The organism is Mesorhizobium sp. Root552, from assembly GCF_001427285.1.
Classification (GTDB): domain Bacteria; phylum Pseudomonadota; class Alphaproteobacteria; order Rhizobiales; family Rhizobiaceae; genus Mesorhizobium.
This window is the reverse complement of the sequence record NZ_LMFV01000015.1, coordinates 1-22,882: the sequence shown is the minus strand read 5'-3', so window position 1 is coordinate 22,882 and position 22,882 is coordinate 1. Positions and strand designations below refer to the sequence as shown.

Genomic DNA, 22,882 nt, shown 5'->3' with positions numbered 1-22,882 from the left:
CAGAAATTCATTCCGATAGCCGGACACGCTCAGATTTTGCTTAGATTGCGGATCTGGAGCACAGCGCCTTGTGGGTCGACTGTGCTGGCATATTCTACCAGATCGAATACCCACCGGTGAGCGCTTTCTTCAACTTCCAACCGATAATCCCGACCTTTGTGAAAGAGGCCACAGGCTCCATTCATCAACCAGGGAGCCGTGAGGTCAAGAAGTGCGGGCAATGGAGCAAGCGCTCGAGCCGTGACCACTTCCGGCTGGCGAACTAGTTCATAGACGTCTTCAATACGGCGAGCGTGTACGCGGGCCGGCAAATTGAACTCACCAATCATGGCCTGTAGAAAGCCCGCTTTCTTCCGGTTGCTTTCAACCAGATCGATCGAGCCGCCTCGCTCAGGCAAGAGGAACGCGATAACCAGGCCGGGAAATCCGCCACCAGAGCCAACATCCAGCCATCGGTTTGCTTTCTCTTCGATGGCGAAAAGCTGGGCGCTATCCAATATGTGACGACGCCATACGTCTCCCAAAGTCGAAGGCGCTGACAGATTGATGCGCTGGTTCCATTTCACGAAAGCCTTCTCGAAGCGCAGCAGTGCTTCATATGTTTCACGTGAAACCGGCCCGGCAATGCCACAAAGTTCTTCAAATCGAGCGCCGCTCACGCAGCACCCTTTTGCGCCGACGATTCGCTATTACGCACATGCGCGACGATGATCGCCAGCGCCGCAGGAGTCATGCCATCAACACGTTGCGCCTCGGCGATAGAGCGAGGTGTACGCTGCTTCATCTTCTGCTTTAACTCGTTCGACAAGCCGGGCACTTGCGAAAAGTCGATATCTGCCGGGATGAGGCGCGCTTCTTCATGGCGCATTCTCTCGACGTCCAACCTCTGTCGGTCGAGATAGACGGCGTATTTCGATTCCGTTTCAAGCGCCTCGGCGGTCTTCTTGTCGATCGACGCAAACCCAGGGTGCACCTGCGTCAACCAAGCAACGTCGATCCCCGCATAAGCCAGAAGCTCGTAAGCCGAGCGGCGAATACCATCCTTATTGATTTCCAACCCATATCGGCCCGCTTCACTCGGGGTCAGCATCACGCCACGTGCCAGCTCACGCGCCTGATCGAGCAGCATTCTGGATCGCTCGAAGCGTACGATTCTCTCCGCAGATGCTATACCCAGGCGCATGGCCAATGGGGTCAATCTCTCGTCGGCGTTGTCCGCCCGCAACGAAAGCCGAAACTCTGCCCGGGAGGTAAACATGCGATAGGGTTCACTGATGCCACGGCTCGTAAGGTCATCGACGAGCACTCCGATATACGCATCTGCTCGACTGATGGTGATCGGATCACCACCGGATGCCGACCCGGCAGCGTTCACGCCGGCGAGCACCCCCTGCGCGGCGGCCTCTTCATAGCCAGTTGTGCCATTGATCTGACCCGCCAAAAACAAACCCTTGATACGTCTGGTCTCGAGCGTTGGATTAAGCTCGCGAGGATCGATATGGTCATATTCGATCGCATAACCGGGCTGCAGCATCGCCGCTCGTTCCAAACCCGGGATAGTCTTCAGAATCGCGAACTGGACATCTTCGGGAAGCGACGTGGAAATCCCATTCGGGTAAACCGTGTTGTCATCCAAGCCTTCGGGCTCAAGAAAAATCTGATGACCGTCACGATCGCCGAACTTGACTATTTTGTCCTCGATGGAGGGGCAATAGCGCGGGCCTATCCCTTCGATAGAGCCGGAGTACATCGCAGATTTGCCAAGGTTTTCCTTGATCACCTTATGCGTCGCCGGAGTGGTACGCGTTATTCCACACTCGATCTGTCGTGTCGTTATCGCATCCGTCATCGCCGAAAAGGGGACAGCTACGTCGTCAGCGGCCTGCATTTCCAGGGACGGCCAATCGATCGTCGTCCCGTCCAAGCGTGGCGGGGTACCCGTCTTCAATCTACCGAGTGCAAATCCTGCCCTAGCCATCGTTCCGGACAAGCCAACCGAAGCCTGTTCGTTCATCCGGCCTGCGACGATCTTCCGCTCGCCAATATGAATGAGCCCCCGCAGAAATGTGCCTGTCGTGAGAACGACTGCGCCGCAATGGAGCAAGCGCCCGTCCGCCAGGGCAACCGCGCTGATTTCATTATTCTCCAGAAGAAGATCGAAGACCTCTCCTTCGATGACGGCAAGATTCTCCTGCTGTTCGATAGCGGCCCGCATCGCCAAGCGATAGAGCTTCCGGTCCGCCTGGGTGCGGGGGCCGCGAACCGCCGGGCCCTTCCGGCGATTGAGCATTCGAAACTGGATGCCGGCCTGGTCCGCGACCCGGCCCATCAGACCATCCAAGGCATCAACTTCACGGACCAGATGGCCTTTTCCAAGACCTCCTATGGCCGGATTGCATGACATCACGCCAATTGTATCTGCACGAAGGGTAACAAGCGCGGTACGAGCACCGGAGCGCGCAGAAGCGCTGGCCGCCTCGCACCCCGCATGGCCGCCTCCAACGACAATGACGTCGAAGAGTTTATGCATTGATCTATCCTCGGGCTTTGGCACGACACATGTGCCGCCGCCGCGCCTATGTCAATATGAGGTTTGGAATTGATGTTTCACGTGAAACACAGATTCCATCTGCCCACTCTGGCGTCCGTGTGTTTCACGTGAATCACTTTTGTCGGCCACCCATACTCGTTCCGCTCATTTGCCTATGCAAAAGCTCGAAAAGATGACGTCGAGCAAATCCTCGACATCGACCGTCCCGACAATTCTCCCAAGTTGGTCTGCCGCAAGGCGCAATTCTTCCGCCCTTAGCTCGAGTGCAGCGCTGTCCCCACCTTCCGCCGAACGCAAATGCCGAACTGCCCTTTCCAGCAACTCCACGTGGCGCAGCTTCGATGGCAGCACTTCACTGCCAACCGCAATCCGCTCTCGCGCGCGACGACCAATGGCGTTGAGGAGATCTGTCAACCCGTCGCCATTCAAGTTCGAGATGCAGAGGTCGTATGGCCGCTTACGAACTGGATCGTTATCCAGATCGCTCTTGGTGCCGATACGCATGACCGGACCCGGTACCCAACTCGTATCGACTGGATGGGGATCCACCAGATCCTCCAGTGCCAGGACCAGATCCGCCCTGCGGCTCTTGGCTCTCGCGCGCTCAATACCAATGGTTTCCACCTTTCCTGCGTCTTCTCGCAAACCCGCTGTATCGGTGATCCGTATTTTCAAACCGTCGACATCCAGAACGACTTCGAGAAGATCACGAGTGGTGCCAGGTTCATCGCTGACGATGGCAGCCTCCCTTTGGGCGAGAGCGTTGAACAGGCTCGATTTCCCGGCGTTCGGTGCACCCAGGATAACAACTTCGAAACCATCCTGTATGATCTCGGCGGTCGAAAAGCCGTCAAGATGTCTGGAAATCTCTCCGATCAGTCCGGAGACCTCAGGCCAGACGGAACTTGCAACGGACCCGGGAACGTCCTCTTCGTCTGTGAAGTCAATATCCGCCTCGATCATCGCTCGCGCTTGAATAAGTCGCATGCGCCAACTCGAGTACAGGGCTCCCTGAATGCCATCCGCATTCCCGAGCGCGAAACGACGCTGCGTCTCCGTCTCCGCATTGACCAAGTCGGCTAGCGCCTCAGTCTGCGCCAAGTCCACCTTGGCGTTCAAGAATGCACGGCGCGTGAACTCGCCCGGTTCGGCGTGGCGAACGCCAGGGAGAGACGTAATCCTTTTCAAGACCGCAGAAACGACAGCCGGACCTCCATGAACCTGAAATTCTGCAACGTCCTCGCCGGTAAAGCTGTTTGGTCCGGCGAAGAAGATAACGAGGGCCCGATCAAGCACCTCGCCATGCATCCCAACCAATTTTCGGTAAGCTGCAGTTCGTTCGGCGGGAAAGGGTTCAGCAATCGTTTCGATCACGAATCGACTATGCGGACCCGATATGCGAACGACCGCGACCCCAGCAGGCAGCCGGCCACTCGAAAGCGCGACAATAGAATCTGCGAATATCATTTGCTCCGTCCGGCGAACCGCCCTAGCCTCGTTCGTGTTCCAGTTTCAGGAAATCCAGTGTCCTTACCACCGAAGAACATGCTCGCACATGAAGCGAGTCCCTATCTCCAGCAACACGCCAACAATCCGGTCCATTGGCGCGGCTGGTCACAGGACTCACTCGCGCAAGCAAAGGAACTCGACCGGCCTATTCTTCTTTCAATTGGCTACGCCGCTTGCCACTGGTGCCACGTCATGGCCCACGAAAGCTTCGAAGACCCCGATATAGCCGGCGTCATGAACCGTCTCTTCGTCAATATCAAGGTAGATCGCGAGGAGCGACCGGACATCGACCAGGTGTTCATGGCGGCCCTGTCTGCAATGGGTGAACAAGGCGGCTGGCCGCTGACAATGTTCCTGACACCAGATGGCAAGCCGTTCTGGGGCGGAACCTATTTCCCGCCTCATCCCCGCTATGGTCGTCCGGGCTTTGTCCAGGTCATGGAAGCTGTAAGCAAGGCCTGGCATGAAAAACGCGATAGCCTCGTCGAAAGCGCTCACGGCCTGACTTCACATGTTGGCGCCCGATTAAGCGGCGCCGCTTCAAAGGGCCGGCTCTCGACAGAGACCCTGACGACGCTGGCTGACGGCATCTACGGCATGACCGATCTGCAAAACGGCGGGTTAAAAGGAGCGCCGAAGTTTCCCAACGCTCCGTTCATGCAGGCGCTCTGGCTGTCCTGGCTCAGGACCGGAAACGGCCGGCATCGAGATGCCGTCATTGTCAGCCTTGAGAAGATGCTCAGCGGCGGCATCTACGACCACATAGGCGGCGGACTCAGCCGTTACTCGACCGATGCCTTCTGGCTGGTGCCGCATTTCGAAAAAATGCTCTACGACAACGCCCAATTGCTGCGGTTCTGCAATTGGGCATTCGCTGAAACCGGAAATCAATTGTTCCGGATACGAATCGAAGAAACCATTGCCTGGATATTGCGTGAGCTACGCGTCGAGAACGGCGCCTTTGCATCCAGCCTTGACGCAGATAGCGAAGGCGAAGAAGGGCTATTCTATTGCTGGAAAGAAGATGAAATCAAAAAGGTTCTCGGCACGGATTCGTCCGAGTTCTTCAAATATTTCACGCTAGCCAAACCCTCGGAATGGGAAGGCAACCCGGTCGTCTGCCAGTCCGACAGCCAACGTGTCGAATCGGTTTCGGATTCGGAAACCGTGGCGAAGTTGAAAGCGCAGTTACTGCCCGCGAGAGAAAAGCGCATCCGCCCCGGCCGAGACGGCAAGATCCTCACGGACTGGAACGGGTTGGCGATTGCCGCTCTCGCAGAATGCGGCCGCGCCCTACAGAGGGCAGACTGGGTTATCGCTGCCGCCGATGCTTTCGACCAGATTGTCAGTTCCGCTGTGGACGGCCGCTTGCCCCATTCAGCCCTCGGCACGAAAAAGCTGTTTCCGGCCCTTTCAAGCGACTACGCCGCAATGACCAATGCGGCCATCGCTCTATTCGAAGCGACGAGCGATCAGGCCTATGTCAAACATGCTCGTCATTTCATCGCGCAACTCGACCTCTGGCACGCCGACGCGCAAGGCACCGGCTACTATCTGACAGCTTCGGATAGCAAGGACGTGCCTATTCGGATCAGGGGCGACGTGGACGAAGCAATTTCTTCGGCAACCAGCCAGATCGTCGAAGCCCTGGTCAAAACCGCGACCCTGACCGGGAAAATCGGCCTACAGGAAAAAGCCTGGACCGTTGCCGAACACGCAGCAGGCCGCGCCGAGAAACAGACTTACGGCCAGGTCGGTGTTGTCAACGCGTGCGAACTGGCGCTGGAGTCTCGCAAGCTGATCCTGGTAGATAGTGCTGACAAACCAAGCCTTGTTCCGGTGGCGAATCGGAATCCCGACCCGCGTCGCGTCGATATTGTGGTACCAATCGGAACGGAAAGCGATCTCGCAAACCTGCCTGGTGGCGCAGCGCCGCCGACCACCATGGCCGCCGCATTTCTATGTACCGGACAGATTTGCCTGCCTGCCGTTACAGATCCCAATGGGCTCGCGACCGCACTACGTGCAAGGGATAAAACCACAGCCTGAAGTTGCAGGTAACTCAAATAACCTTCGATTACGTATTCATCGAATCGAAGAAGTCTCCATTTGTTTTTGTCTGCTTCAGCTTGTCGATCAGGAACTCAATCGCATCGGTTGTTCCCATCGGCGCAAGGATGCGGCGCAGGACGAAGATCTTCTGCAGATCGGCCTTCGGCACAAGAAGGTCTTCCTTGCGTGTACCCGACTTGAGGATATCCATAGCCGGATAAATCCGCTTGTCCGCGACCTTCCGGTCCAGAACGATTTCCGAGTTGCCGGTACCCTTGAACTCTTCAAAGATGACCTCGTCCATACGGCTGCCAGTATCGATCAGCGCGGTGGCGATAATGGTCAAGGAACCGCCTTCCTCGATGTTGCGTGCCGCACCGAAGAACCGCTTCGGACGCTGCAGCGCATTGGCGTCGACACCACCGGTCAAAACCTTGCCGGATGAAGGAACAACCGTGTTGTAGGCTCGGCCCAGGCGGGTAATCGAATCAAGCAGGATGACCACATCCCGGCCATGCTCGACCAGCCGCTTGGCCTTCTCGATCACCATCTCGGCAACTTGAACGTGGCGTGCGGCCGGTTCGTCGAAGGTCGAGGAAACCACCTCCCCTTTCACCGAGCGCTGCATATCGGTGACTTCTTCCGGGCGTTCATCGATCAGGAGAACGATGAGATAGCATTCCGGATGATTGGTGGTGATGGAGTGGGCGATATTCTGCAAAAGCACCGTCTTGCCGGTGCGCGGCTGCGCCACGATCAACGCACGCTGCCCCTTGCCGAGTGGCGCCACCAGATCGATGACGCGCGGCGAGATATCCTTCGAGGTCGGGTGCTCCATCTCCATCTTGAGCCGAGAGGTCGGATAGAGCGGGGTCAGGTTGTCGAAATGAATCTTGTGCCGGATCTTTTCCGGATCGTCGAAATTGATCGTATTGACCTTGAGAAGCGCAAAATAACGCTCGCCTTCTTTCGGGCTACGGATAGGCCCCTCGACAGTATCGCCGGTCTTCAGCGAGAAGCGCCTTATTTGCGACGGTGAAATATAGATATCGTCCGGACCTGGCAGATAATTGGCGTTAGCAGAGCGCAGGAAGCCAAATCCGTCCTGCAGCACTTCGACAACGCCGTCGCCGATAATCTCGATATCCTGTGCCGCCAACTTCTTCAGGATGGCAAACATCAGTTCCTGCTTGCGCATGACGCTAGCGTTTTCAACCTCGAGCGATTCGGCGTAAGCGATCAGCTCCGGGGGTTTCTTGTTCTTGAACTCTGCGAGTTTCATTTCCTGCATGGACGGACTCTGGACGTATTCGGGGGAGATTCGACGGGTGCGAAGATTGCCGGGCGCGGTCATTGACAGACAGTTTGCGCTGGCGGGAAGGAAGAACTGCCTTTTATCGCCAGCCCACCAAAAGAGCAAGCAGGCTTTTGTGGCCGATCCTCTAGAACGGCTTGACGATCACCAGGACTACAATCGCGACCATCAGCAATGTGGGGACTTCATTGACGATGCGCCAGTGCCGTGCTGGCTTTTCGTTGCGATCTTCCGCAAATTTTCGCACCGCAGCCGACAGATAGCCATGCACGGCAGACAATGCCAACACAGCGGCCAGCTTGGCGTGCAACCAGCCGCCGGAAAAGCCAAAACCTTTCCAGGCAAGCCACAGGCCGAATACCCACGCCACCGTCATAGCCGGGTTGATGATGGCGCGTAACAAACGCCTCTCCATCATCTTGAACGTCTCCGACTGAACCGAGCCCCTCTCGGCCGCTACGTGATAGACGAACAGGCGCGGCAGATAGAGCATCCCGGCCATCCAGGAGATAACCGCAACAACGTGGATCGCCTTCGCCCAAAGATAAAAGCCATCGGGCGCCAGCCAGAAAAGCGCTACAGAAAGTATGACGAGGATACCGATCGATACTACGGCCCGCGTCGCGGGACTGCCGCCGTTACCTTGTTTGCCATCAGAAACCATCAGCCGTTCCTGACCTGCTTGATCATGGCCTGGACATTCTCGATCGGTGTCTCAGGCACAATGCCGTGACCAAGATTAAACACGAACGGCCCACTGCCCACAGCCTTCAGGATATTACCGACCCCCTCGGCAAGCGCTTGCCCACCGGCGACAAGCCTCAGCGGGTCCAGATTACCCTGCACGGCCCCTTCCCGCTGCATCGCCTTGGCTTCGGTCAATGGCACCGTCCAATCCAGCCCCAGCGCCGTAACACCCGTCTTCTGCCGGTAGGTTGCATAGTTGATGCCGGCACCTTTCGGAAACCCAATGATCGGAACATTCGGGTGCGCCGACCGCACCTGTCGAACGATCTCCGCGACGGGGCGAACGCAGAATGCTTCGAATGACGCGTCGTCGAGCACGCCCGACCATGAATCGAAAATCTGCACGACATCTGCCCCAGCCTCGATCTGCCTGATCAGATAGGCAGCCGATTGATCAGCCAGAACTTTCAGAAGTTGGCGAAAAGCCACCGGCTCACGATAGGAAAACAGCCGTGCCGGCGCCTGGTCAGGCGTGCCGCGCCCTGCGATCATATAAGTCGCCACCGTCCACGGCGCTCCACAGAACCCGATCAGCGTCGTCTCTGACGGCAATTGCCTGCGCAAGCGCCGCACCGTCTCGTAGACCGGCGCCAGATTCACGTGAAACGTTTCCGGGTTGAGCTCGGCTATTCCTGCCGCCGTGATCGGCGTCATCAGCGGTCCATGCCCTTCCTCGAAACGAAGATCACGGCCGAGTGCATGCGGCACCACGAGAATATCTGAAAACAGGATCGACGCATCGAAGCCGAAGCGCTCGATCGGCTGCAAGGTCACCTCGACCGCCTTGTCGGGATCGTAGCAAAGATCGAGAAAAGACCCCGCTTTCTTGCGTGTTTCCCGGTACTCAGGCAGATAGCGTCCTGCCTGGCGCATCATCCATAGCGGGGGCGGATAGGCAGCCTCACCGTTCAATACATCAACTACAACCCGCTTCACGCTCATTACGCTCGCCTTCAAGGCCAAATCTAAAATCAAATATCTATATGAAAGATATTTCTGATTCTAAGAGTCTGTTGGTTCCGGTGATTATCATCTTTCCAGATAGGTCGCTTCAAAAGCCAGCCAGCATTTTGTCGCGATTTGTTTTTGCCGTGTGGGACAACTTTTTGGGTAGCGCGGAATCTCCTTTTTGAATCAAGAAGATTCGTGAACGGCAAACGCTACCGCTTCTGGGGATAAAACATGCCGAGATATGGCGGTTCCCGCTCTTTTCCCCAGAGCGGTCGCGAACTTCACTGCAGAACGAATTGTGGACAAGCCGCCATCTGATACAGTCGTTCTTAGCCCGAGGGTGGATTTGTCCCGCCTTATCCACACCCGCCCACAGACCCGGATGTAATGTGTGAACAAGCCGCAAAGTTTCTTCCATCTGCATCTGATTTCTGACGCTACCGGCGAAACGTTGCTGGCTGCCGGCAGAGCCGCGTCGGCGCAATACAAGGACGCGCGCGCCATCGAGCACATTTACCCGCTGATTCGAACCGAGAAGCAGCTCTTGAAAGTGTTCGAAGACATCGAACAGGAACCCGGGATCATTCTGTATACGGTCGTCGATCAGAATCTGGCCCGCATCATCGACGAACATTGCGCAACCATGGGATTGCCATGCGTATCGGTGCTGGAGCCTGTTCTTGCCGTTTTCCAGTCTTATCTGGGTACGCCGGCTGGGCGGCGCGTTGGGGCGCAGCACGTGCTTGATGCTGACTATTTCCGCCGCATCGATGCGCTCAATTTCACCATGGAACATGACGACGGCCAGCTGCCAATCGACATGGATGATGCCGACATCGTCCTGATTGGCATTTCCCGCACATCAAAAACGCCGACCAGCATTTATCTGGCCAATCGCGGCATCAAGACTGCCAACATTCCGATCGTACTTGGAGTTCCGGTGCCGGAAAGCCTGGTCAATGCAAAGAAGCCATTGATCGTGGGCCTGGTGGCTACAGCTGAACGTATCTCGCACGTTCGCCAGAACAGGGTGTTGGGCAGCACAACCGGCTATGAGAGCAACCACTACGTCGACCGCTCCGCGATCACGGAAGAGTTAGCTTATGCGCGCCAGATCTGCACGCGCTACAACTGGCCGATGATCGACGTCAGTCGCCGCTCGATCGAGGAAACCGCGGCGGCTATCGTTGCCCTGCGAAACAAGACACGTTAGGTCGTGAACCTAATCCATCCGGCTCGACGGAAGACATATTCATGACTGAGAAAATCATTCTCGCCTCCGGCAGTCCGTTCCGTAGGGCGATGCTGGCAAATGCCGGTGTTGATATTGAAGCAGTGCCGGCGGATGTCGACGAACGCGCGCTCGAGGCTCCCTTGCAGGGCAGCGGCGTTTCGCCGGAAGACGTTGCCCTGGTCCTGGCCGAAGCCAAAGCGGTGGACGTCAGCGAACGCAACCTAGGCAGATTGGTGCTTGGTTGCGACCAGACACTGTCCCTGGGCGATGACGTGTTCCACAAGCCTGCGGACATGGAGGGTGCCCGCCGGCATTTGCTGGCGCTGTCCGGCAAGACCCATCAACTGAACAGCGCCGTCGTTCTGGTACGTGACGGCAACGTACTCTGGCGCCACGTCGGTATCGCCAATCTGAAGATGCGCGATCTCGATCCGGCTTTTATTGGGCGTCATCTGGCTCGTGTCGGAAAAAAGGCGTTGGCCAGTGTCGGCGCCTATCAGATCGAAGGCGAGGGCATTCAATTGTTCGACAAGGTCGAAGGCGACTACTTCACCATCGTCGGCTTGCCGCTGCTTGCCGTTCTTGCCGAGTTGCGCAGCCTGGGCGCAATCGATGGCTGATCCCTTGAGCCGGGCTTTCGTTGTCGGCCATCCGATTGCCCATTCACGTTCGCCGAAGATTCATCGCCATTGGCTCCAGGCCCATAGTATCTCGGGCAGCTACGAGGCCATTGATGTCGCGCCGGCTGACATCGCTGATTTCATCCACGGCTTGAAGGAGCATGGCTTTCGTGGCGGCAACGTCACTATCCCCCACAAGGAGGTAGTGTTCGGTCTTGTCGAACGGCGAGATGAAGCAGCCGAGCAAATTGGCGCCGTCAATACGCTTTGGTTCGAAGACGGTGTCCTTTGGGGCGGCAACACCGATGCCCATGGTTTTGCCGCCAATCTTGATGAACATGCGCCGGACTGGTTCCGTAACGGACCAGCGATGGTGTTGGGAGCGGGCGGCGCGGCGCGGGCCGTCATCCATGCCCTTAAACAGCGCGCGGTAAAGGATATTCGCATCGTCAATCGAACCTTGTCGCGGGCGCAAGAGCTTGCAGACCGGTTCGGTTCGGGTGTTACCGCCCATGCGACTGCGGCAACGGGAGAGTTGTCGCCCGACACCGGGCTGCTCATCAATACCACGGCGCTCGGCATGCATGGCAATGAAGGCTTGCCTGCCGATCCGGCCTTGCTTCCCGGCGGAGCGATCGTGACCGATATTGTCTATGTGCCGCTGCAAACGCCGCTTTTGGCTGCTGCCGCAAGATCCGGTCTGAAAACCGTCGATGGCCTTGGCATGTTGCTTTATCAAGCGGCGCCGGGCTTTGAACACTGGTTCGGAAAACGCCCGGTGGTGACGCCGGCTCTTCGCGCGGCCATCGTTGCCGACCTGGAGGCGGCCTGATGATCGTGCTCGGCCTCACCGGCTCAATCGGCATGGGCAAATCGACAGCGGCCAAGATGTTTGCCGATGCAGGCGTGCCCGTGCATGATTCCGACGAAGCCGTACACCGCCTCTATGCCGGTGCAGCCGTTCCATTGGTTGAGAACGCTTTTCCTGGCACAACACACGGCGGCAGCGTCGATCGGGCGCTGCTCGGCCAGCGTGTGCTGGCCGATCCGGCTGCGCTGAAGACGCTGGAAGGAATTGTCCATCCGCTGGTCCGCGCCGACGCCGATGCCTTCCTGGCTCGTCATCGCTCTGCCGGAGCGCCATTGGCTGTGCTCGACATCCCCTTGCTGTTCGAGACAGGCGGTCGGGATCGCGTCGACAAGGTCGTCGTCGTCACCGCTCCGGCCGACATTCAGCGAGCCCGTGTCCTCGCTCGCCCCGGCATGACGGAAGAAAAGTTCGAGGCGATCCTGCGGCGACAGGTGCCCGACGCCGAAAAGCGCCGGCTTGCCGACTTCATCGTCGATACCGAGCATAGCTTCGATGCGACGCGCACCGCCATCCAGGCCATAATTCGCGAGTTGACCGGGGATAAGCCGAGCCGTCCAGGACGCTGAATCTTGCCGACCGTGCCGCCCATGGTCATGTTGGGTGATGGAGCGATTCGATGCGTGAAATCATTTTCGATACCGAAACCACCGGCCTTGATTCGCGCGAAGACCGCATCATCGAACTGGGTGGCGTCGAGCTGGTGAACCGCTTTCCCACCGGCCGGACCTTTCATTTCTTCATTAATCCGCAGGGCCGGCAGATTCATGCAGACGCACAGGCCGTGCACGGCATCTCCGCGGACCAGTTGGTCGACAAGCCGATATTCAGCGCCGTCGTCGACGAATTCATCGAGCTCATCGATGGAGCCAAGCTGGTGGCCCATAACGCGAACTTCGATATCGGCTTCATAAATGCCGAGTTTGCGCGCATCGGTCGCCCGCCGATTGGACAGGAATGGGTCATTGATACGCTGGCGCTCGCCAAGCGCAAACATCCGATGGGCCCCAATTCGCTCGACGCGTTGTGCCGCCGCTACGGTATCGACAACAGCCACCGTACGAAGCACGGGGCATTGCTGGATTCCGAGCTTTTGGCGGAAGTCTATATCGAGCTTATTGGCGGAAAACAGGCCGCGCTTACCCTCGACAATATTCCTGCTACCGCCGCGAGTGCCGTCCTCGTTGAACAGACCGATCTCGTGATCGCTCCTCGCCCTGCTCCGCTGCAGTCGCGCCTAAGTGAAGCGGAACGTGCCGCACACGCCGCCCTTGTCGAAACGCTTGGTGAAAAAGCCGTTTGGTTGACCGTCACAAGCCAATAAAAAACCCGGCCAAAGCCGGGTTCTTCATTCGCAATGCTGCGCTCTGGATCAGCTTACCTTGACCTTGGCGGCGGCCTGGTCTTCGGCGATCTTCTGCTGGAACATCTGCGCAAAGTCGATCGGGTCGAGCATCAGCGGCGGGAAACCGCCGTTGCGCGTCGCCTCGGCGATGATCTGGCGCGCAAACGGGAACAGAAGCCGCGGGCATTCGATGAACAGAAGCGGCAGCATATGTTCCTGCGGGAAGCCGGTGATGTTGAAAACGCCGCCATAGACGAGCTCGACATTGAACAGCACGTCCTTGTCGATGGTGGCCTTGGCATTCAGCGCCAGATTGACGTCGAATTGCTGTTCGGACAGCGGATTGGCGTTGACGTTGACGTTGATTGCGATGCCGGGAGCCTTGTCGCGGGCACGCAGGGAGTTCGGCGCGCCGGGGCTCTCGAAGGAGAGGTCCTTCACATATTGCGCCAGCACGTTCAGCGTCGGCTGTGCTCCGTTGCCGTTGGTTGCGGCACCCTTCTGAGTCTCGTCGTTGTCGGCCATGAGCCCATTTCCCTTTTCGGACCACGCGGCCCCGATTGAAGTCGAGCGGTGAGCTATCATTTCCGGCGTGACAAGACAAGGTTTGCCGGGGTTCGCCTATTCGTCGGATATCTGGCGCCACGGAGACGAAGCGTTGGGGTTATTGTCGCTGCGCTTGTAGTCGTCGTCATCGAGATCGATGGTTTTGTCGCGCTGACGCTGCCGAAACCCGCCCGTACCGAATTCGGTCACGACCGAGACGCGTTTCTTCAGATGCCGCCATGCGATGTCGCGCACCGGCGGCAACAGGAACAATAGGCCGAAGATCGAGCTGATGAAACCCGGCACGATCAAAAGGATGGCGGCGAATACCGTCATAGCACTATGCGCCAACTGCGCACTGGGGTCGTGCCCGGCATCCATTTCGGAGCGCACCTTGGTCATGACGCTGAAACCCTGATGCCGGATGAGCAAGCTGCCGGCGATTGTCGAGGCAAGCACGAGGCCAATCGTCGCCAGTGCGCCTATCTTGCTTCCGACGATGACGAAACCGGCAATTTCGGCAAGCGGAAGCGCCAGTATGAGTAGGGGAAGAAACGAAATTCGCAAAATGAGGCCGTTTGTTCGTTGTTTTGAGCCTGTGCGCCATTTGCCGCTGGCCCTGGTTCCCTCAGATAGGTATGCCTGCCATTGATTTGAATGATTGTGTCTCACGTTCTATATGCTTTGATGGCCGGATGCCAGATAACGGCGAAACCGGCTTTGCGGAGCGGAAATAGAGGCCGAAACAGGGATTGAGTGGCGCAAGCATGGAATTCTTCGACTTCGGCACGATCTTCTTCCTCGTTGCGGCAGTGGTGATCTTCTTCCAGCTGCGCAACGTGCTCGGTCGGCGTACCGGCAGTGAGCGGCCGCCGTTCGATCCCTATTCCGCATCCCGCAAGCCTGCGAAGGACGATGCCGAGGCATCCGATAACGTTGTGGCATTGCCGCGCAAGCGAGCGCCCGGCGAGCCCGCTGCAGATGCCTATGCCGACATCGATGCGTTCGCCAAGCCCGACACCGATTTGAACAAGGGCCTGCGCGCCATCAAGGACAACGACGCCAGCTTCGAGCCGAAGGGCTTCGTCGATGGTGCGAAGATGGCCTACGAGATGATCGTCATGGCCTATGCCGACGGTGACAGGAAAACCTTGAAGAACCTGTTGTCGCGCGAGGTCTTCGACGGGTTCGTAGCGGCGATCTCGGAGCGCGAGGCCAAGTCGGAAAAGATCCAGTCGTCCTTCGTCGGTATCGACAAGGCAGACATCGTATCGGCAGAAATGAAAGGTTCGGAAGCCCATATCACGCTGCGCATCGTCAGCGAGCTGATCTCGGCGACACGCGACAAGGCCGGCGCCGTTATCGATGGCGATCCAGAAACCGTGGCGGAGGTCAAGGATGTCTGGACCTTTGCCCGCGATACGCGCTCGCGTGATCCGAACTGGAAGCTTGTCGCTACCGAAGAAGAAGACTGAAGCCAAGGCGGCGGGTGCCCGTGTCTCAACCGTTCCCCTTTGCGGAACGCCGCTTTGACGAACTGCCGGGATGGCAGGACGACGACCTGCTTGCCGCTTTCCACGCTTTTCGCCGCAGCGCCGACCATGTTCTGGTCAAGCCTTACCGTACCGGGGCGCTCGGCATCGATTGCGCGTCATTTGCGGAAGCTTATGCCGAGGCGCGAGCCGTAGCGCCGGCCAATCGAGCTGAAGCCAAGTCGTTTTTCGAACGTCATTTCATTCCGTTGTACGTAGTTCCTGAGACTGGCAATCGTGGCGTTGTGACGGGGTTCTACGAGCCTGAGGTAGAAGCCTCGGCGGTTCGCACCGAGCGGTTTTCGGTGCCGCTTCTCTCCCGTCCCTTTGATCTTGTCGATATCGATGATGCCAACCGTCCGACCGGTATGGATCCCTATCTTGCCTTTGCCCGTGCGACATCCGAAGGCCCGGTCGAATATTTCGACCGCCGCGAAATCGAGAGCGGCGCGCTTGCTGGTAACGGTCTGGAGATTGCCTGGCTCGCCGACAGGGTCGATGCCTTCTTTATTCATGTGCAGGGAGCGGCCCGCCTGACGATGACCGACGGCAGCCTGATGCGCGTGACTTATGCCGCAAAGTCGGGGCAAAGGTTTTCCGGGCCCGGCAAGGCTTTGGCCGACCTCGGCGAAATTCCTTTGCAAGACGTCACCATGCAATCGATCCGCGCCTGGTTCAAACGCCATCCGCAACGCATCGAGGAAATCCTCTGGCGCAACCGCTCCTACATATTCTTCAAGCAGGTCGATGCAAGCGACCCGGCCCTCGGGCCGATAGCGGCCGCCAAGGTGCCGTTGACGGCTGGCCGCTCTATCGCCGTCGATCGCTTGCTGCACACATTCGGCACACCGTTTTTCGTCGATGCACCGGCATTGACCGCCTTTGAGGGTCGGCCGTTTCGTCGTCTGATGATTGCGCAAGACACCGGGTCCGCGATTACGGGCCCGGCGCGCGGTGATCTTTTTGCAGGCTCGGGCGATGCGGCGGGCGAGGTCGCCGGCGTGGTGCGCCACGACGCCGATTTCTTTGCACTCGTTCCGCGCAAGCTTGCGCGCGTGCTGCTTGGCATCGAAAATACAGTTTCGGATGCGAATCGATGACCCGGCGCGTGGAGAAAAATCTGAGCGCGGAGGATCGGGTGCTATGGAGCCTGGTTGCCCGCAGCGCCACGCCTCTGAAGGGCAAGATAGCAGTCGAGCTTCCCGTTGCCGAAGTCCCGCCGCAACCGACGCCGGCGCCTGCGCCGCCCGCCCCGCTTCCCGTCATCGCCAAGCCCAAGTCACAACCGTCGCCGCGTCATCTGGACGAACCCACTTTGGACAAGCTGTCCAAAGGACGCCTACCCATCGAAGGCAGGGTGGACCTGCATGGCATGACGCAAGAGGAAGCATACTCGCTGCTCTATTCCTTTCTGCACCGCGCTCACGCCGGCGGCATACGCTACGTGCTGATCATTACCGGCAAGGGTTCGTCCTCCGGTGGCGACGGCGTCTTGCGCCGTTCCGTTCCAGCTTGGTTGTCGACACCGGCGTTCCGGCATCTTGTGTCCAGCCATGACCACGCCGCGCGTCATCATGGTGGATCAGGCGCACTTTATGTCCGCCTGCGCCGGGTCCGCTCATGACGCCGCTGGGTGAAAAAATCCGCCAGATGCGGCAGGAACGCGGTGCAAGCCAGAAAGACATGGCTGCCGCCATTGGCGTGAGCGCGGCCTATCTCTCCGCGCTTGAACACGGGCGAAGAGGTGTGCCGAGCTGGACGCTGCTCCAGAAGATCATCGGCTACTTCAACATCATCTGGGACGAGGCCGAGGAGTTCCAGCGCCTCGCCGAAACATCGCGACCACGGGTCAAGCTCGATACATCGGGCCTGTCTCCCGCCGCCACCGAACTCGCCAACCTTTTGGCGGAGGGCATTGACAGGCTGGACGAGGCTGAAATCCGTCATATCACCGCATCGGTCCGGCAGATGCTCGAACGCGCCAAGCGCGCCGGTTCCTGACGCCTTGTCGTCAGGAGGGGTCGTGACGGGACTTGCTGAAAGGTCTCCGACTGGCCAATCTCACCTCCTGTCTCCTCCGGTTTTCTGGAAGCAAAGCCATGATCCTGATCGGTCAGTATGATTCACCTTTTGTCCGCCGTGTCGGTATCGCGCTGACCCTTTACGGTATCCCTTTCGAACATCGGCCATGGGGCGTGTTCGGCGATACGGACAAAATACGTGAGTACAATCCGCTCGTGCGGGTGCCGGCACTGGTGCTCGACGATGGCGAAGTGCTGATCGAAAGCCATTTGATGCTCGACTACATCGACAGCCTTGTACCGCCGGAGCAGGCAATGTTTCCGAGAACAGAGCCGGCCCGGCATCAGGCGCTCAAGGTCACGGCGCTTGCTACCGGCATGGCCGACAAGGTCGTCAGCCTTTTTTACGAAAAACGCCTGCACACTGAAGTGTCGCAAGTCTGGGTCGAGCGCTGCCGGGGGCAGATTTCCGGCGTGCTTGCGGTGCTGGAAGCAGATCGCGCCAGCCGGGGCAGCGCCTATTGGTTCGGAGACAGGATCGGCCACGCCGACATTGCCGTTGTCGCAGTATTGCGCTCGTTGGCTGAGGCGCATCCCGGCCTGATTGCGATCGCCGACTACCCGGCGCTGGCTGCCCATTCCGAAAAGCTCGAGGCCATGCCGGTCTTCCAAACCATCATGCAGCCGTTCATTCCACCGACCTGAGACTTCAGGCGGCGTCGCGCACCTGATAGTCCTTGACCGCAGTAAAGCGGATCGCCTTCCAGCGCTCGGCCTCGTAGTTTAGCGAGAATTCATGCTGCGCCAGGAACACGGGGTCGTTGTCAAGGTCGCGGGCGATGTCGCCGCGATGCGCCTCTATGAAGCGCGTGAGTTCGGTGCGTTCGTCCGCGGCTATCCAGCGGCAGACCGAAAAGCGCGACATCTCGAAGTCGACCGGTAGCGAGTATTCGATATTCAGCCGCTCCTTCAGCACATCGAGCTGGAGGGCGCCTACCACGCCGACGATCGCCGGCGATCCGTCCTCTGGCGAGAACAGTTGCACGACGCCTTCTTCGGCCATCTGGTGCAGCGCTTCCTTGAGCTTCTTTGCCTTCATTGCATCGCCCAGCCTGACGCGGCGCAGGATTTCCGGTGCGAAATTGGGCACGCCGCGGAACAGGATTTCCTCGCCTTCGGTGAGAGTATCGCCAATGCGCAGCGTGCCGTGGTTGGGGATTCCGACGACATCGCCGGCGTAAGCCTCATCAGCGGTGATACGCGAGCGGGCGAAGAAGAACTGCGGCGCTGAAAGGCTCATCGGCTTGCCGGTGCGCACCAGCTTGGCCTTCATGCCTCTCTCCAGCGTGCCGGAGCAAACCCGCACGAACGCGATTCGGTCGCGATGGTTGGGGTCCATGTTGGCCTGAATCTTGAAGACGAAGGAGGTCATCTTGTCTTCGGTCGCCTCGACCTTGCGGGTGTCCGCTTCCTGCGCGCGTGGCGGCGGCGCCCAATTGCCCAGCGCCTCGATCAGGTCCCGTACGCCGAAATTGCGCAAGGCCGAGCCGAAGAAAACCGGCGTCAAATGGCCTTGGCGAAAAGCTTCAAGATTGAAGGGGCGGCAGGCTTCGCGGGCCAGTTCCAGTTCTTCGATGAAGGCTGGACGATCGTTCTCGGGCAGAAGACCGGCCGCGCGGTTGGAATCCGGGCCATGGACCGCCATGCGGTCCTTTTCCTCGTCATGGCGGCGAACGGCATTTTCGGCGAGATGGTAGGTGCCGGCAAAGGTCTTGCCTTGCCCGATCGGCCATGTGACCGGTGCGGTATCGAGCGCCAGCTTCTGTTCGATCTCATCGAGGATTTCGAATGTGTCGCGTGCCTCGCGGTCCATTTTGTTGACGAAGGTGACGATGGGAATATCGCGCAGGCGGCAGACCTCGAACAGTTTCAGCGTGCGCGGCTCGATACCCTTGGCGGCATCGATGACCATGACGGCGGAATCGACGGCAGACAAAGTGCGATAGGTATCGTCAGCGAAATCTTCGTGGCCGGGCGTGTCGAGCAGGTTGAAGACGTTGTCGCCATACTCGAAGGTCATGACCGAGGTGACGACCGAAATACCGCGCTCGCGCTCGATCTTCATCCAGTCCGAGCGGGTCTGGATGCGATCCTTCTTGGCCTTGACCTCGCCGGCAAGCTGGATCGCACCGCCGAAAAGCAGCAGCTTTTCGGTCAGCGTCGTCTTGCCAGCATCCGGGTGCGCGATGATCGCAAAGGTACGGCGGCGCGCGACCGCCTGTTCGATTGTCTCGGCCAATTTCTGAAATCCCTTTAGGTGGCGGGCTTCTACCAGCAGGGAAAGAAACTGTCGAACGGAAATGCCATTCAGGCCGTCAGCGCAAGTTCCGCCTTTTCCGGCGCGAATGGATGGATGGCGATGCCCTCGCGGCTGACAGCGACATAGCTGGAAGGAGGCACCGACTGCCAGCCGCTGCCGTCGCGGTCGAAAGGCTCCGAAACCACGCAGCGGCCGCTGCCCAGGCTGCGGGTATACAGCGTGGGAGCATTGCCGTGGGTCGTATAGCGCACGGCATGGAGCACCTCGCCGTCGGCAAAGGCCGCGGTCAGCTTGAGATTGGCTTCCACGCCGCAGGCGCGCTGGGTCGAGATCACACAGGCTGCGGCGCGTGTTGCCGCGCCGAACGGATCGCTAGCCAGTCCGTTTTCGACCATCAGCAGGAAGAACAGTTCGGAATCGGTGGTGCCTTCGATCTGGTCGTAGAGGCGGTCGCCGAGGCGAGCTTCGAGTTTGCGGCGAATTTTGTCGAAATTGCCAATCTGGCCGTTGTGCATGAACGACCAGCGGCCATTGATGAACGGGTGACAGTTGACCCGGCTGGTCGCTCCGCCGGTCGAAGCGCGTACGTGGGCTAGAAACAAGCTGGACCTGATCTGCCGGCACAGGCTTTTCAGGTTGGGATCGGACCAGGCAGGCAGGATATCGCGGAAGAAGCCGGGCTCCGGGCGCTCGCCATACCAGGCAAGGCCGAAGCCGTCGGCGTTGGTCGCGGTCTTCGCTTCATGGGCGCAATGGCTCTGGGCGATGAGCGAGTGGCAGGGTGCCGAGACGATGTCCTCGAGGAAGACCGGATCGCCGATATAGGCAGCCCAACGACACATGCCCTGTTCGCTCCTAAGTGCGGTCCCCGAACATCGCGCGATCATCTGGAGCCGCATGTCCGCCGCGATTATGCGTCCGGTCGTAAAGTTCACGGATAATCCGGCTGGCCGTAGTTTCGAACAAAAACGGCAAGAAAGCGTGAATGACGGCTGCACAGGCAGCCATGAACAGCCGCGAGGAAAACCAAGCGGCAAAGGCCATGTGGCCAAAATAGGTCTCTCCGACCGATGCCGGATGATCGATGAACATCTTGGTGACTTGGATCTGCATGGCGGTCCTCCTGCGGCTCGGTCGATTGTTGCAGGGTCGCACGGCAAGTTCGACGGCGTGTCCCATTTTGTCCTTGAGTTTACCAATATTGTGAGACAAACATCCCAACAAATGATCGATTTGGATGAAATAGACCGAGGAATCCTGGCTGAACTGCAGCGCGACGGCACCTTGTCGGTGGACCAATTGTCCGAGCGCGTGGCGTTGTCGCGTAATGCTTGCTGGCGCAGGGTCAAGCGACTGGAGGAGGACCGGGTAGTCACCGGACGTGTCGCACTGGTCGATGCCGACAAACTCGGGCTCGGGCTTTCGGTCTTTATTCTCGTAAGAACGACCAACCATGATCCGGACTGGCTGCAGAAGTTCCGTTCCGCGGTAACCAGCTTCCCTGAAATCACCGGCGTTTACCGCATGTCTGGCGACCTCGACTATGTGCTGCGCGCCCGGGTCGCTGACGTCAAGGCTTACGATCGGCTCTATCAGCGCCTCATCGCCAAGGTCCCGCTTTCGGATGTCTCGGCCTCATTCGTCATGGAGGAGATCAGGGAGACGACGGTGATCCCGGTGGAAGTACGTTGAGATTGTCATTCCGGCGCACATCTGTTCTGGCCACGTCGGCCACCGTGCTGTAAGCGGAACCGCCTGGAGAAGAAGTCGTTCTACGCGGTACTCCGGGATTGACCATTCAGGCCAGCGCCTCAACAGGATCATCGCCATGTCCGCCACCCGCCATTCGCCTTCCGTCATCGGTCCGACCGTCGGTTTCGTCAGGTTGCCGCATGGAGAAGGCCTGCCCCTTCCCGCATATGAAAGTGCAGGCGCGGCCGGCATGGACCTGCGCGCGGCGATCGCGGACGACCGCTCCATTCTAATCCTGCCGGGCAGGCGCGCATTGGTGCCGACCGGGCTGGTTCTTGAAATACCGCAAGGCATGGAAGGCCAGATCCGACCCCGCTCCGGACTGGCGTTGAAGCATGGCATCACCTGTCTCAATACGCCGGGGACTATCGACAGTGACTACCGCGGCGAAGTGAGCGTGCTGCTCGTCAACCTCGGCGACGAGGATTTCTCCGTCACTCGCGGCATGCGCGTTGCCCAGATCGTGTTCGCACCGGTGGTGCAGGTTGCAGCCGACGAGCGCCCGCTGGCAGGCGATACGTCGCGCGGCTCCGGCGGCTTTGGCTCGACAGGCACGGCGTGAGCGTGGCGCCCAAACTCGTCATCTTCGACTGCGATGGGGTGCTGGTCGATACCGAAGGACCGGCCAATCGCCGACTGGCCGAGTGGATCACTGACGCCGGTTATCCCATAGCCTACGAACAATGCCGACGCCGGTTCAGCGGGCGCAGCCTGTCTTCGGTGCGCAGCGAATTGATAGAAACGGTTGGTGTGGATCTTGGCGCCGACCTGATCGAACGCTGGTACCGTGAACTGCAAAGCTTGTTCGCGGGTGGTCTCGAGGCAATCCCCCACGTTACCGACTTTATCGATGCCGTTGAACGCGCCGGTCTTGCGCATTGCGTTGCATCGTCCGCGCGCGTCGACAAGATGCATCTCACGCTCGGCCGAACCGGCCTGCTGCCACATTTCAAGGACGTGCTGTTCAGCGCTTCGATGGTGGAGCGCGGCAAGCCCGCTCCGGATCTCTTCCTGCTTGCCGCTAAGACGATGGGCTTCGAGCCTCAGGATTGCATCGTCATCGAAGACAGCGTTCCCGGAACACAGGCCGGCGTGGCCGCCGGCATGCGGGTCTTTTCCTATCACGGCGATCCGATGACCGATGTCGAAGGCCTGCGCAGTGCGGGCGGCATCCTGTTTGAGGACATGCGCCGGCTGGCTGCGCTCATTCCTATCGCCTGATTTGGGCGGACTCGGATAGCCCAGGCCACCAAGCCTGCAGGTCGTTTTGTAAAAAGCCGGCCTCGACTTGCATCGAGACCGGCCAAATCGCCCCAAAAAGCCGGGATCATTTTGTCTGAGTTAGGTCTGCCCGGCTGGACAGACGAGATGGACTGGAATGGGTGTGCGTGCATGAACCCGGTAGGGTTCCTGGCTCCGTATTCATCCGGCGAGGGCCGCGGCAGACCTACTTCGTTGTGCTGCGGTGGATTTCGATGAGGTTGCAGAGGCTTTCGATGCCGAACTGTGAGAAGGCCAT

Annotated in this window: 25 protein-coding genes; 14 read left to right on the top strand and 11 right to left on the bottom strand. The window is 59.0% G+C overall.

Annotated features, from left to right (window positions below; all coding sequences use genetic code 11):
- Window positions 1-29: 29 nt before the first annotated feature.
- From rsmG to mnmE, 3 genes are all read right to left on the bottom strand, one after another.
- Window positions 30-659, bottom strand: coding sequence for a 16S rRNA (guanine(527)-N(7))-methyltransferase RsmG (gene rsmG / locus ASD50_RS09020; protein ID WP_056239321.1), 630 nt, complete (start codon window positions 657-659; stop codon window positions 30-32).
- On the bottom strand, window positions 656-2,530 hold the full coding sequence (mnmG, locus tag ASD50_RS09015; protein ID WP_056239316.1) for a tRNA uridine-5-carboxymethylaminomethyl(34) synthesis enzyme MnmG: 1,875 nt from the start codon (window positions 2,528-2,530) through the stop codon (window positions 656-658). The genes rsmG and mnmG overlap by 4 nt, the downstream gene beginning before the upstream one ends.
- A 165-nt stretch (window positions 2,531-2,695) precedes the next feature.
- A complete protein-coding gene (gene mnmE / locus ASD50_RS09010) occupies window positions 2,696-4,018 on the bottom strand; it encodes a tRNA uridine-5-carboxymethylaminomethyl(34) synthesis GTPase MnmE (RefSeq protein ID WP_056239310.1) in 1,323 nt (440 codons plus the stop codon).
- 57 nt (window positions 4,019-4,075) lie between these two features.
- On the opposite strand from mnmE, the gene ASD50_RS09005 reads away from it, so the two are divergent.
- Entirely contained in the window at window positions 4,076-6,109 is a 2,034-nt protein-coding gene (locus tag ASD50_RS09005) for a thioredoxin domain-containing protein (RefSeq protein ID WP_056239308.1), read from the top strand.
- A 28-nt stretch (window positions 6,110-6,137) separates the two neighbouring features.
- Here the strand turns inward: ASD50_RS09005 and rho are convergent, their stop codons facing one another.
- The 3 genes from rho to hemE all read right to left on the bottom strand — a co-directional run bounded on the left by rho (window position 6,138) and on the right by hemE (window position 9,116).
- Window positions 6,138-7,403, bottom strand: coding sequence for a transcription termination factor Rho (rho, locus tag ASD50_RS09000; protein WP_156464988.1), 1,266 nt, complete (start codon window positions 7,401-7,403; stop codon window positions 6,138-6,140).
- Window positions 7,404-7,554: 151 nt separating this feature from the next.
- On the bottom strand, window positions 7,555-8,091 hold the full coding sequence (gene hemJ / locus ASD50_RS08995) for a protoporphyrinogen oxidase HemJ (protein WP_056239305.1): 537 nt from the start codon (window positions 8,089-8,091) through the stop codon (window positions 7,555-7,557).
- Entirely contained in the window at window positions 8,091-9,116 is a 1,026-nt protein-coding gene (gene hemE, locus ASD50_RS08990) for a uroporphyrinogen decarboxylase (protein ID WP_056239301.1), read from the bottom strand. The genes hemJ and hemE overlap by 1 nt, the downstream gene beginning before the upstream one ends.
- 400 nt (window positions 9,117-9,516) lie before the next feature.
- Between hemE and ASD50_RS08985 the strand changes: the two genes are divergently transcribed.
- The 5 genes from ASD50_RS08985 to dnaQ are packed head-to-tail and all read left to right on the top strand — an operon-like array spanning window position 9,517 to window position 13,171.
- Complete coding sequence (locus ASD50_RS08985) at window positions 9,517-10,338, top strand: pyruvate, water dikinase regulatory protein (RefSeq protein WP_056239298.1); 822 nt, start codon at window positions 9,517-9,519, stop codon at window positions 10,336-10,338.
- Window positions 10,339-10,379: 41 nt separating this feature from the next.
- Window positions 10,380-10,979 carry a Maf-like protein gene (locus ASD50_RS08980; protein ID WP_056239295.1) on the top strand — a complete coding sequence of 200 codons (600 nt, stop codon included), beginning with the start codon at window positions 10,380-10,382 and terminating at the stop codon, window positions 10,977-10,979.
- On the top strand, window positions 10,972-11,811 hold the full coding sequence (locus tag ASD50_RS08975; protein ID WP_056239292.1) for a shikimate dehydrogenase: 840 nt from the start codon (window positions 10,972-10,974) through the stop codon (window positions 11,809-11,811). Before ASD50_RS08980 ends, ASD50_RS08975 begins: the two co-directional genes overlap by 8 nt.
- Window positions 11,811-12,416: a dephospho-CoA kinase gene (coaE, locus tag ASD50_RS08970; protein ID WP_056239288.1), complete on the top strand. Its 606-nt coding sequence runs from the start codon at window positions 11,811-11,813 to the stop codon at window positions 12,414-12,416. Before ASD50_RS08975 ends, coaE begins: the two co-directional genes overlap by 1 nt.
- A 50-nt stretch (window positions 12,417-12,466) precedes the next feature.
- On the top strand, window positions 12,467-13,171 hold the full coding sequence (gene dnaQ, locus ASD50_RS08965) for a DNA polymerase III subunit epsilon (RefSeq protein ID WP_056239286.1): 705 nt from the start codon (window positions 12,467-12,469) through the stop codon (window positions 13,169-13,171).
- Window positions 13,172-13,219: 48 nt separating this feature from the next.
- Here the strand turns inward: dnaQ and secB are convergent, their stop codons facing one another.
- Window positions 13,220-13,717: a protein-export chaperone SecB gene (gene secB / locus ASD50_RS08960; RefSeq protein WP_056239283.1), complete on the bottom strand. Its 498-nt coding sequence runs from the start codon at window positions 13,715-13,717 to the stop codon at window positions 13,220-13,222.
- 96 nt (window positions 13,718-13,813) lie between these two features.
- Window positions 13,814-14,305 (bottom strand): FxsA family protein, encoded by a 492-nt coding sequence (locus ASD50_RS08955; protein WP_056239280.1) that lies wholly within the window; start codon window positions 14,303-14,305, stop codon window positions 13,814-13,816.
- Between the two features lie 200 nt (window positions 14,306-14,505).
- On the opposite strand from ASD50_RS08955, the gene ASD50_RS08950 reads away from it, so the two are divergent.
- From ASD50_RS08950 to ASD50_RS08930, 5 genes are all read left to right on the top strand, one after another.
- Complete coding sequence (locus tag ASD50_RS08950) at window positions 14,506-15,213, top strand: Tim44/TimA family putative adaptor protein (protein WP_056239277.1); 708 nt, start codon at window positions 14,506-14,508, stop codon at window positions 15,211-15,213.
- Between the two features lie 20 nt (window positions 15,214-15,233).
- Window positions 15,234-16,370: a murein transglycosylase A gene (locus ASD50_RS08945; RefSeq protein WP_056239270.1), complete on the top strand. Its 1,137-nt coding sequence runs from the start codon at window positions 15,234-15,236 to the stop codon at window positions 16,368-16,370.
- Entirely contained in the window at window positions 16,367-16,894 is a 528-nt protein-coding gene (locus tag ASD50_RS08940) for a Smr/MutS family protein (protein ID WP_056239267.1), read from the top strand. Before ASD50_RS08945 ends, ASD50_RS08940 begins: the two co-directional genes overlap by 4 nt.
- On the top strand, window positions 16,891-17,271 hold the full coding sequence (locus ASD50_RS08935; RefSeq protein ID WP_056239262.1) for a helix-turn-helix domain-containing protein: 381 nt from the start codon (window positions 16,891-16,893) through the stop codon (window positions 17,269-17,271). The genes ASD50_RS08940 and ASD50_RS08935 overlap by 4 nt, the downstream gene beginning before the upstream one ends.
- Before the next feature lie 98 nt (window positions 17,272-17,369).
- Window positions 17,370-17,996, top strand: a complete 627-nt coding sequence (locus ASD50_RS08930) for a glutathione S-transferase family protein (protein ID WP_056239259.1) — start codon at window positions 17,370-17,372, stop codon at window positions 17,994-17,996.
- 4 nt (window positions 17,997-18,000) lie between these two features.
- Here ASD50_RS08930 and ASD50_RS08925 read toward each other — a convergent pair whose 3' ends face one another.
- The 3 genes from ASD50_RS08925 to ASD50_RS08915 form a co-directional block, all read right to left on the bottom strand.
- The gene (locus ASD50_RS08925) at window positions 18,001-19,590 is read right to left on the bottom strand and encodes a peptide chain release factor 3 (RefSeq protein WP_056239256.1); all 1,590 of its coding nucleotides are present in this window, start codon (window positions 19,588-19,590) and stop codon (window positions 18,001-18,003) included.
- A 68-nt stretch (window positions 19,591-19,658) separates the two neighbouring features.
- Entirely contained in the window at window positions 19,659-20,453 is a 795-nt protein-coding gene (locus ASD50_RS08920; protein WP_056239254.1) for a class II glutamine amidotransferase, read from the bottom strand.
- A gap of 13 nt (window positions 20,454-20,466) precedes the next feature.
- Window positions 20,467-20,724: a DUF6356 family protein gene (locus ASD50_RS08915; RefSeq protein WP_056239252.1), complete on the bottom strand. Its 258-nt coding sequence runs from the start codon at window positions 20,722-20,724 to the stop codon at window positions 20,467-20,469.
- Window positions 20,725-20,835: 111 nt separating this feature from the next.
- Between ASD50_RS08915 and ASD50_RS08910 the strand changes: the two genes are divergently transcribed.
- The 3 genes from ASD50_RS08910 to ASD50_RS08900 all read left to right on the top strand — a co-directional run bounded on the left by ASD50_RS08910 (window position 20,836) and on the right by ASD50_RS08900 (window position 22,584).
- Window positions 20,836-21,303, top strand: a complete 468-nt coding sequence (locus ASD50_RS08910; protein ID WP_056239249.1) for an Lrp/AsnC family transcriptional regulator — start codon at window positions 20,836-20,838, stop codon at window positions 21,301-21,303.
- Between the two features lie 136 nt (window positions 21,304-21,439).
- Window positions 21,440-21,925, top strand: coding sequence for a dUTP diphosphatase (gene dut / locus ASD50_RS08905; RefSeq protein WP_056239243.1), 486 nt, complete (start codon window positions 21,440-21,442; stop codon window positions 21,923-21,925).
- Window positions 21,922-22,584, top strand: coding sequence for an HAD family hydrolase (locus tag ASD50_RS08900; protein ID WP_156464987.1), 663 nt, complete (start codon window positions 21,922-21,924; stop codon window positions 22,582-22,584). The genes dut and ASD50_RS08900 overlap by 4 nt, the downstream gene beginning before the upstream one ends.
- Window positions 22,585-22,882 lie beyond the last annotated feature (298 nt).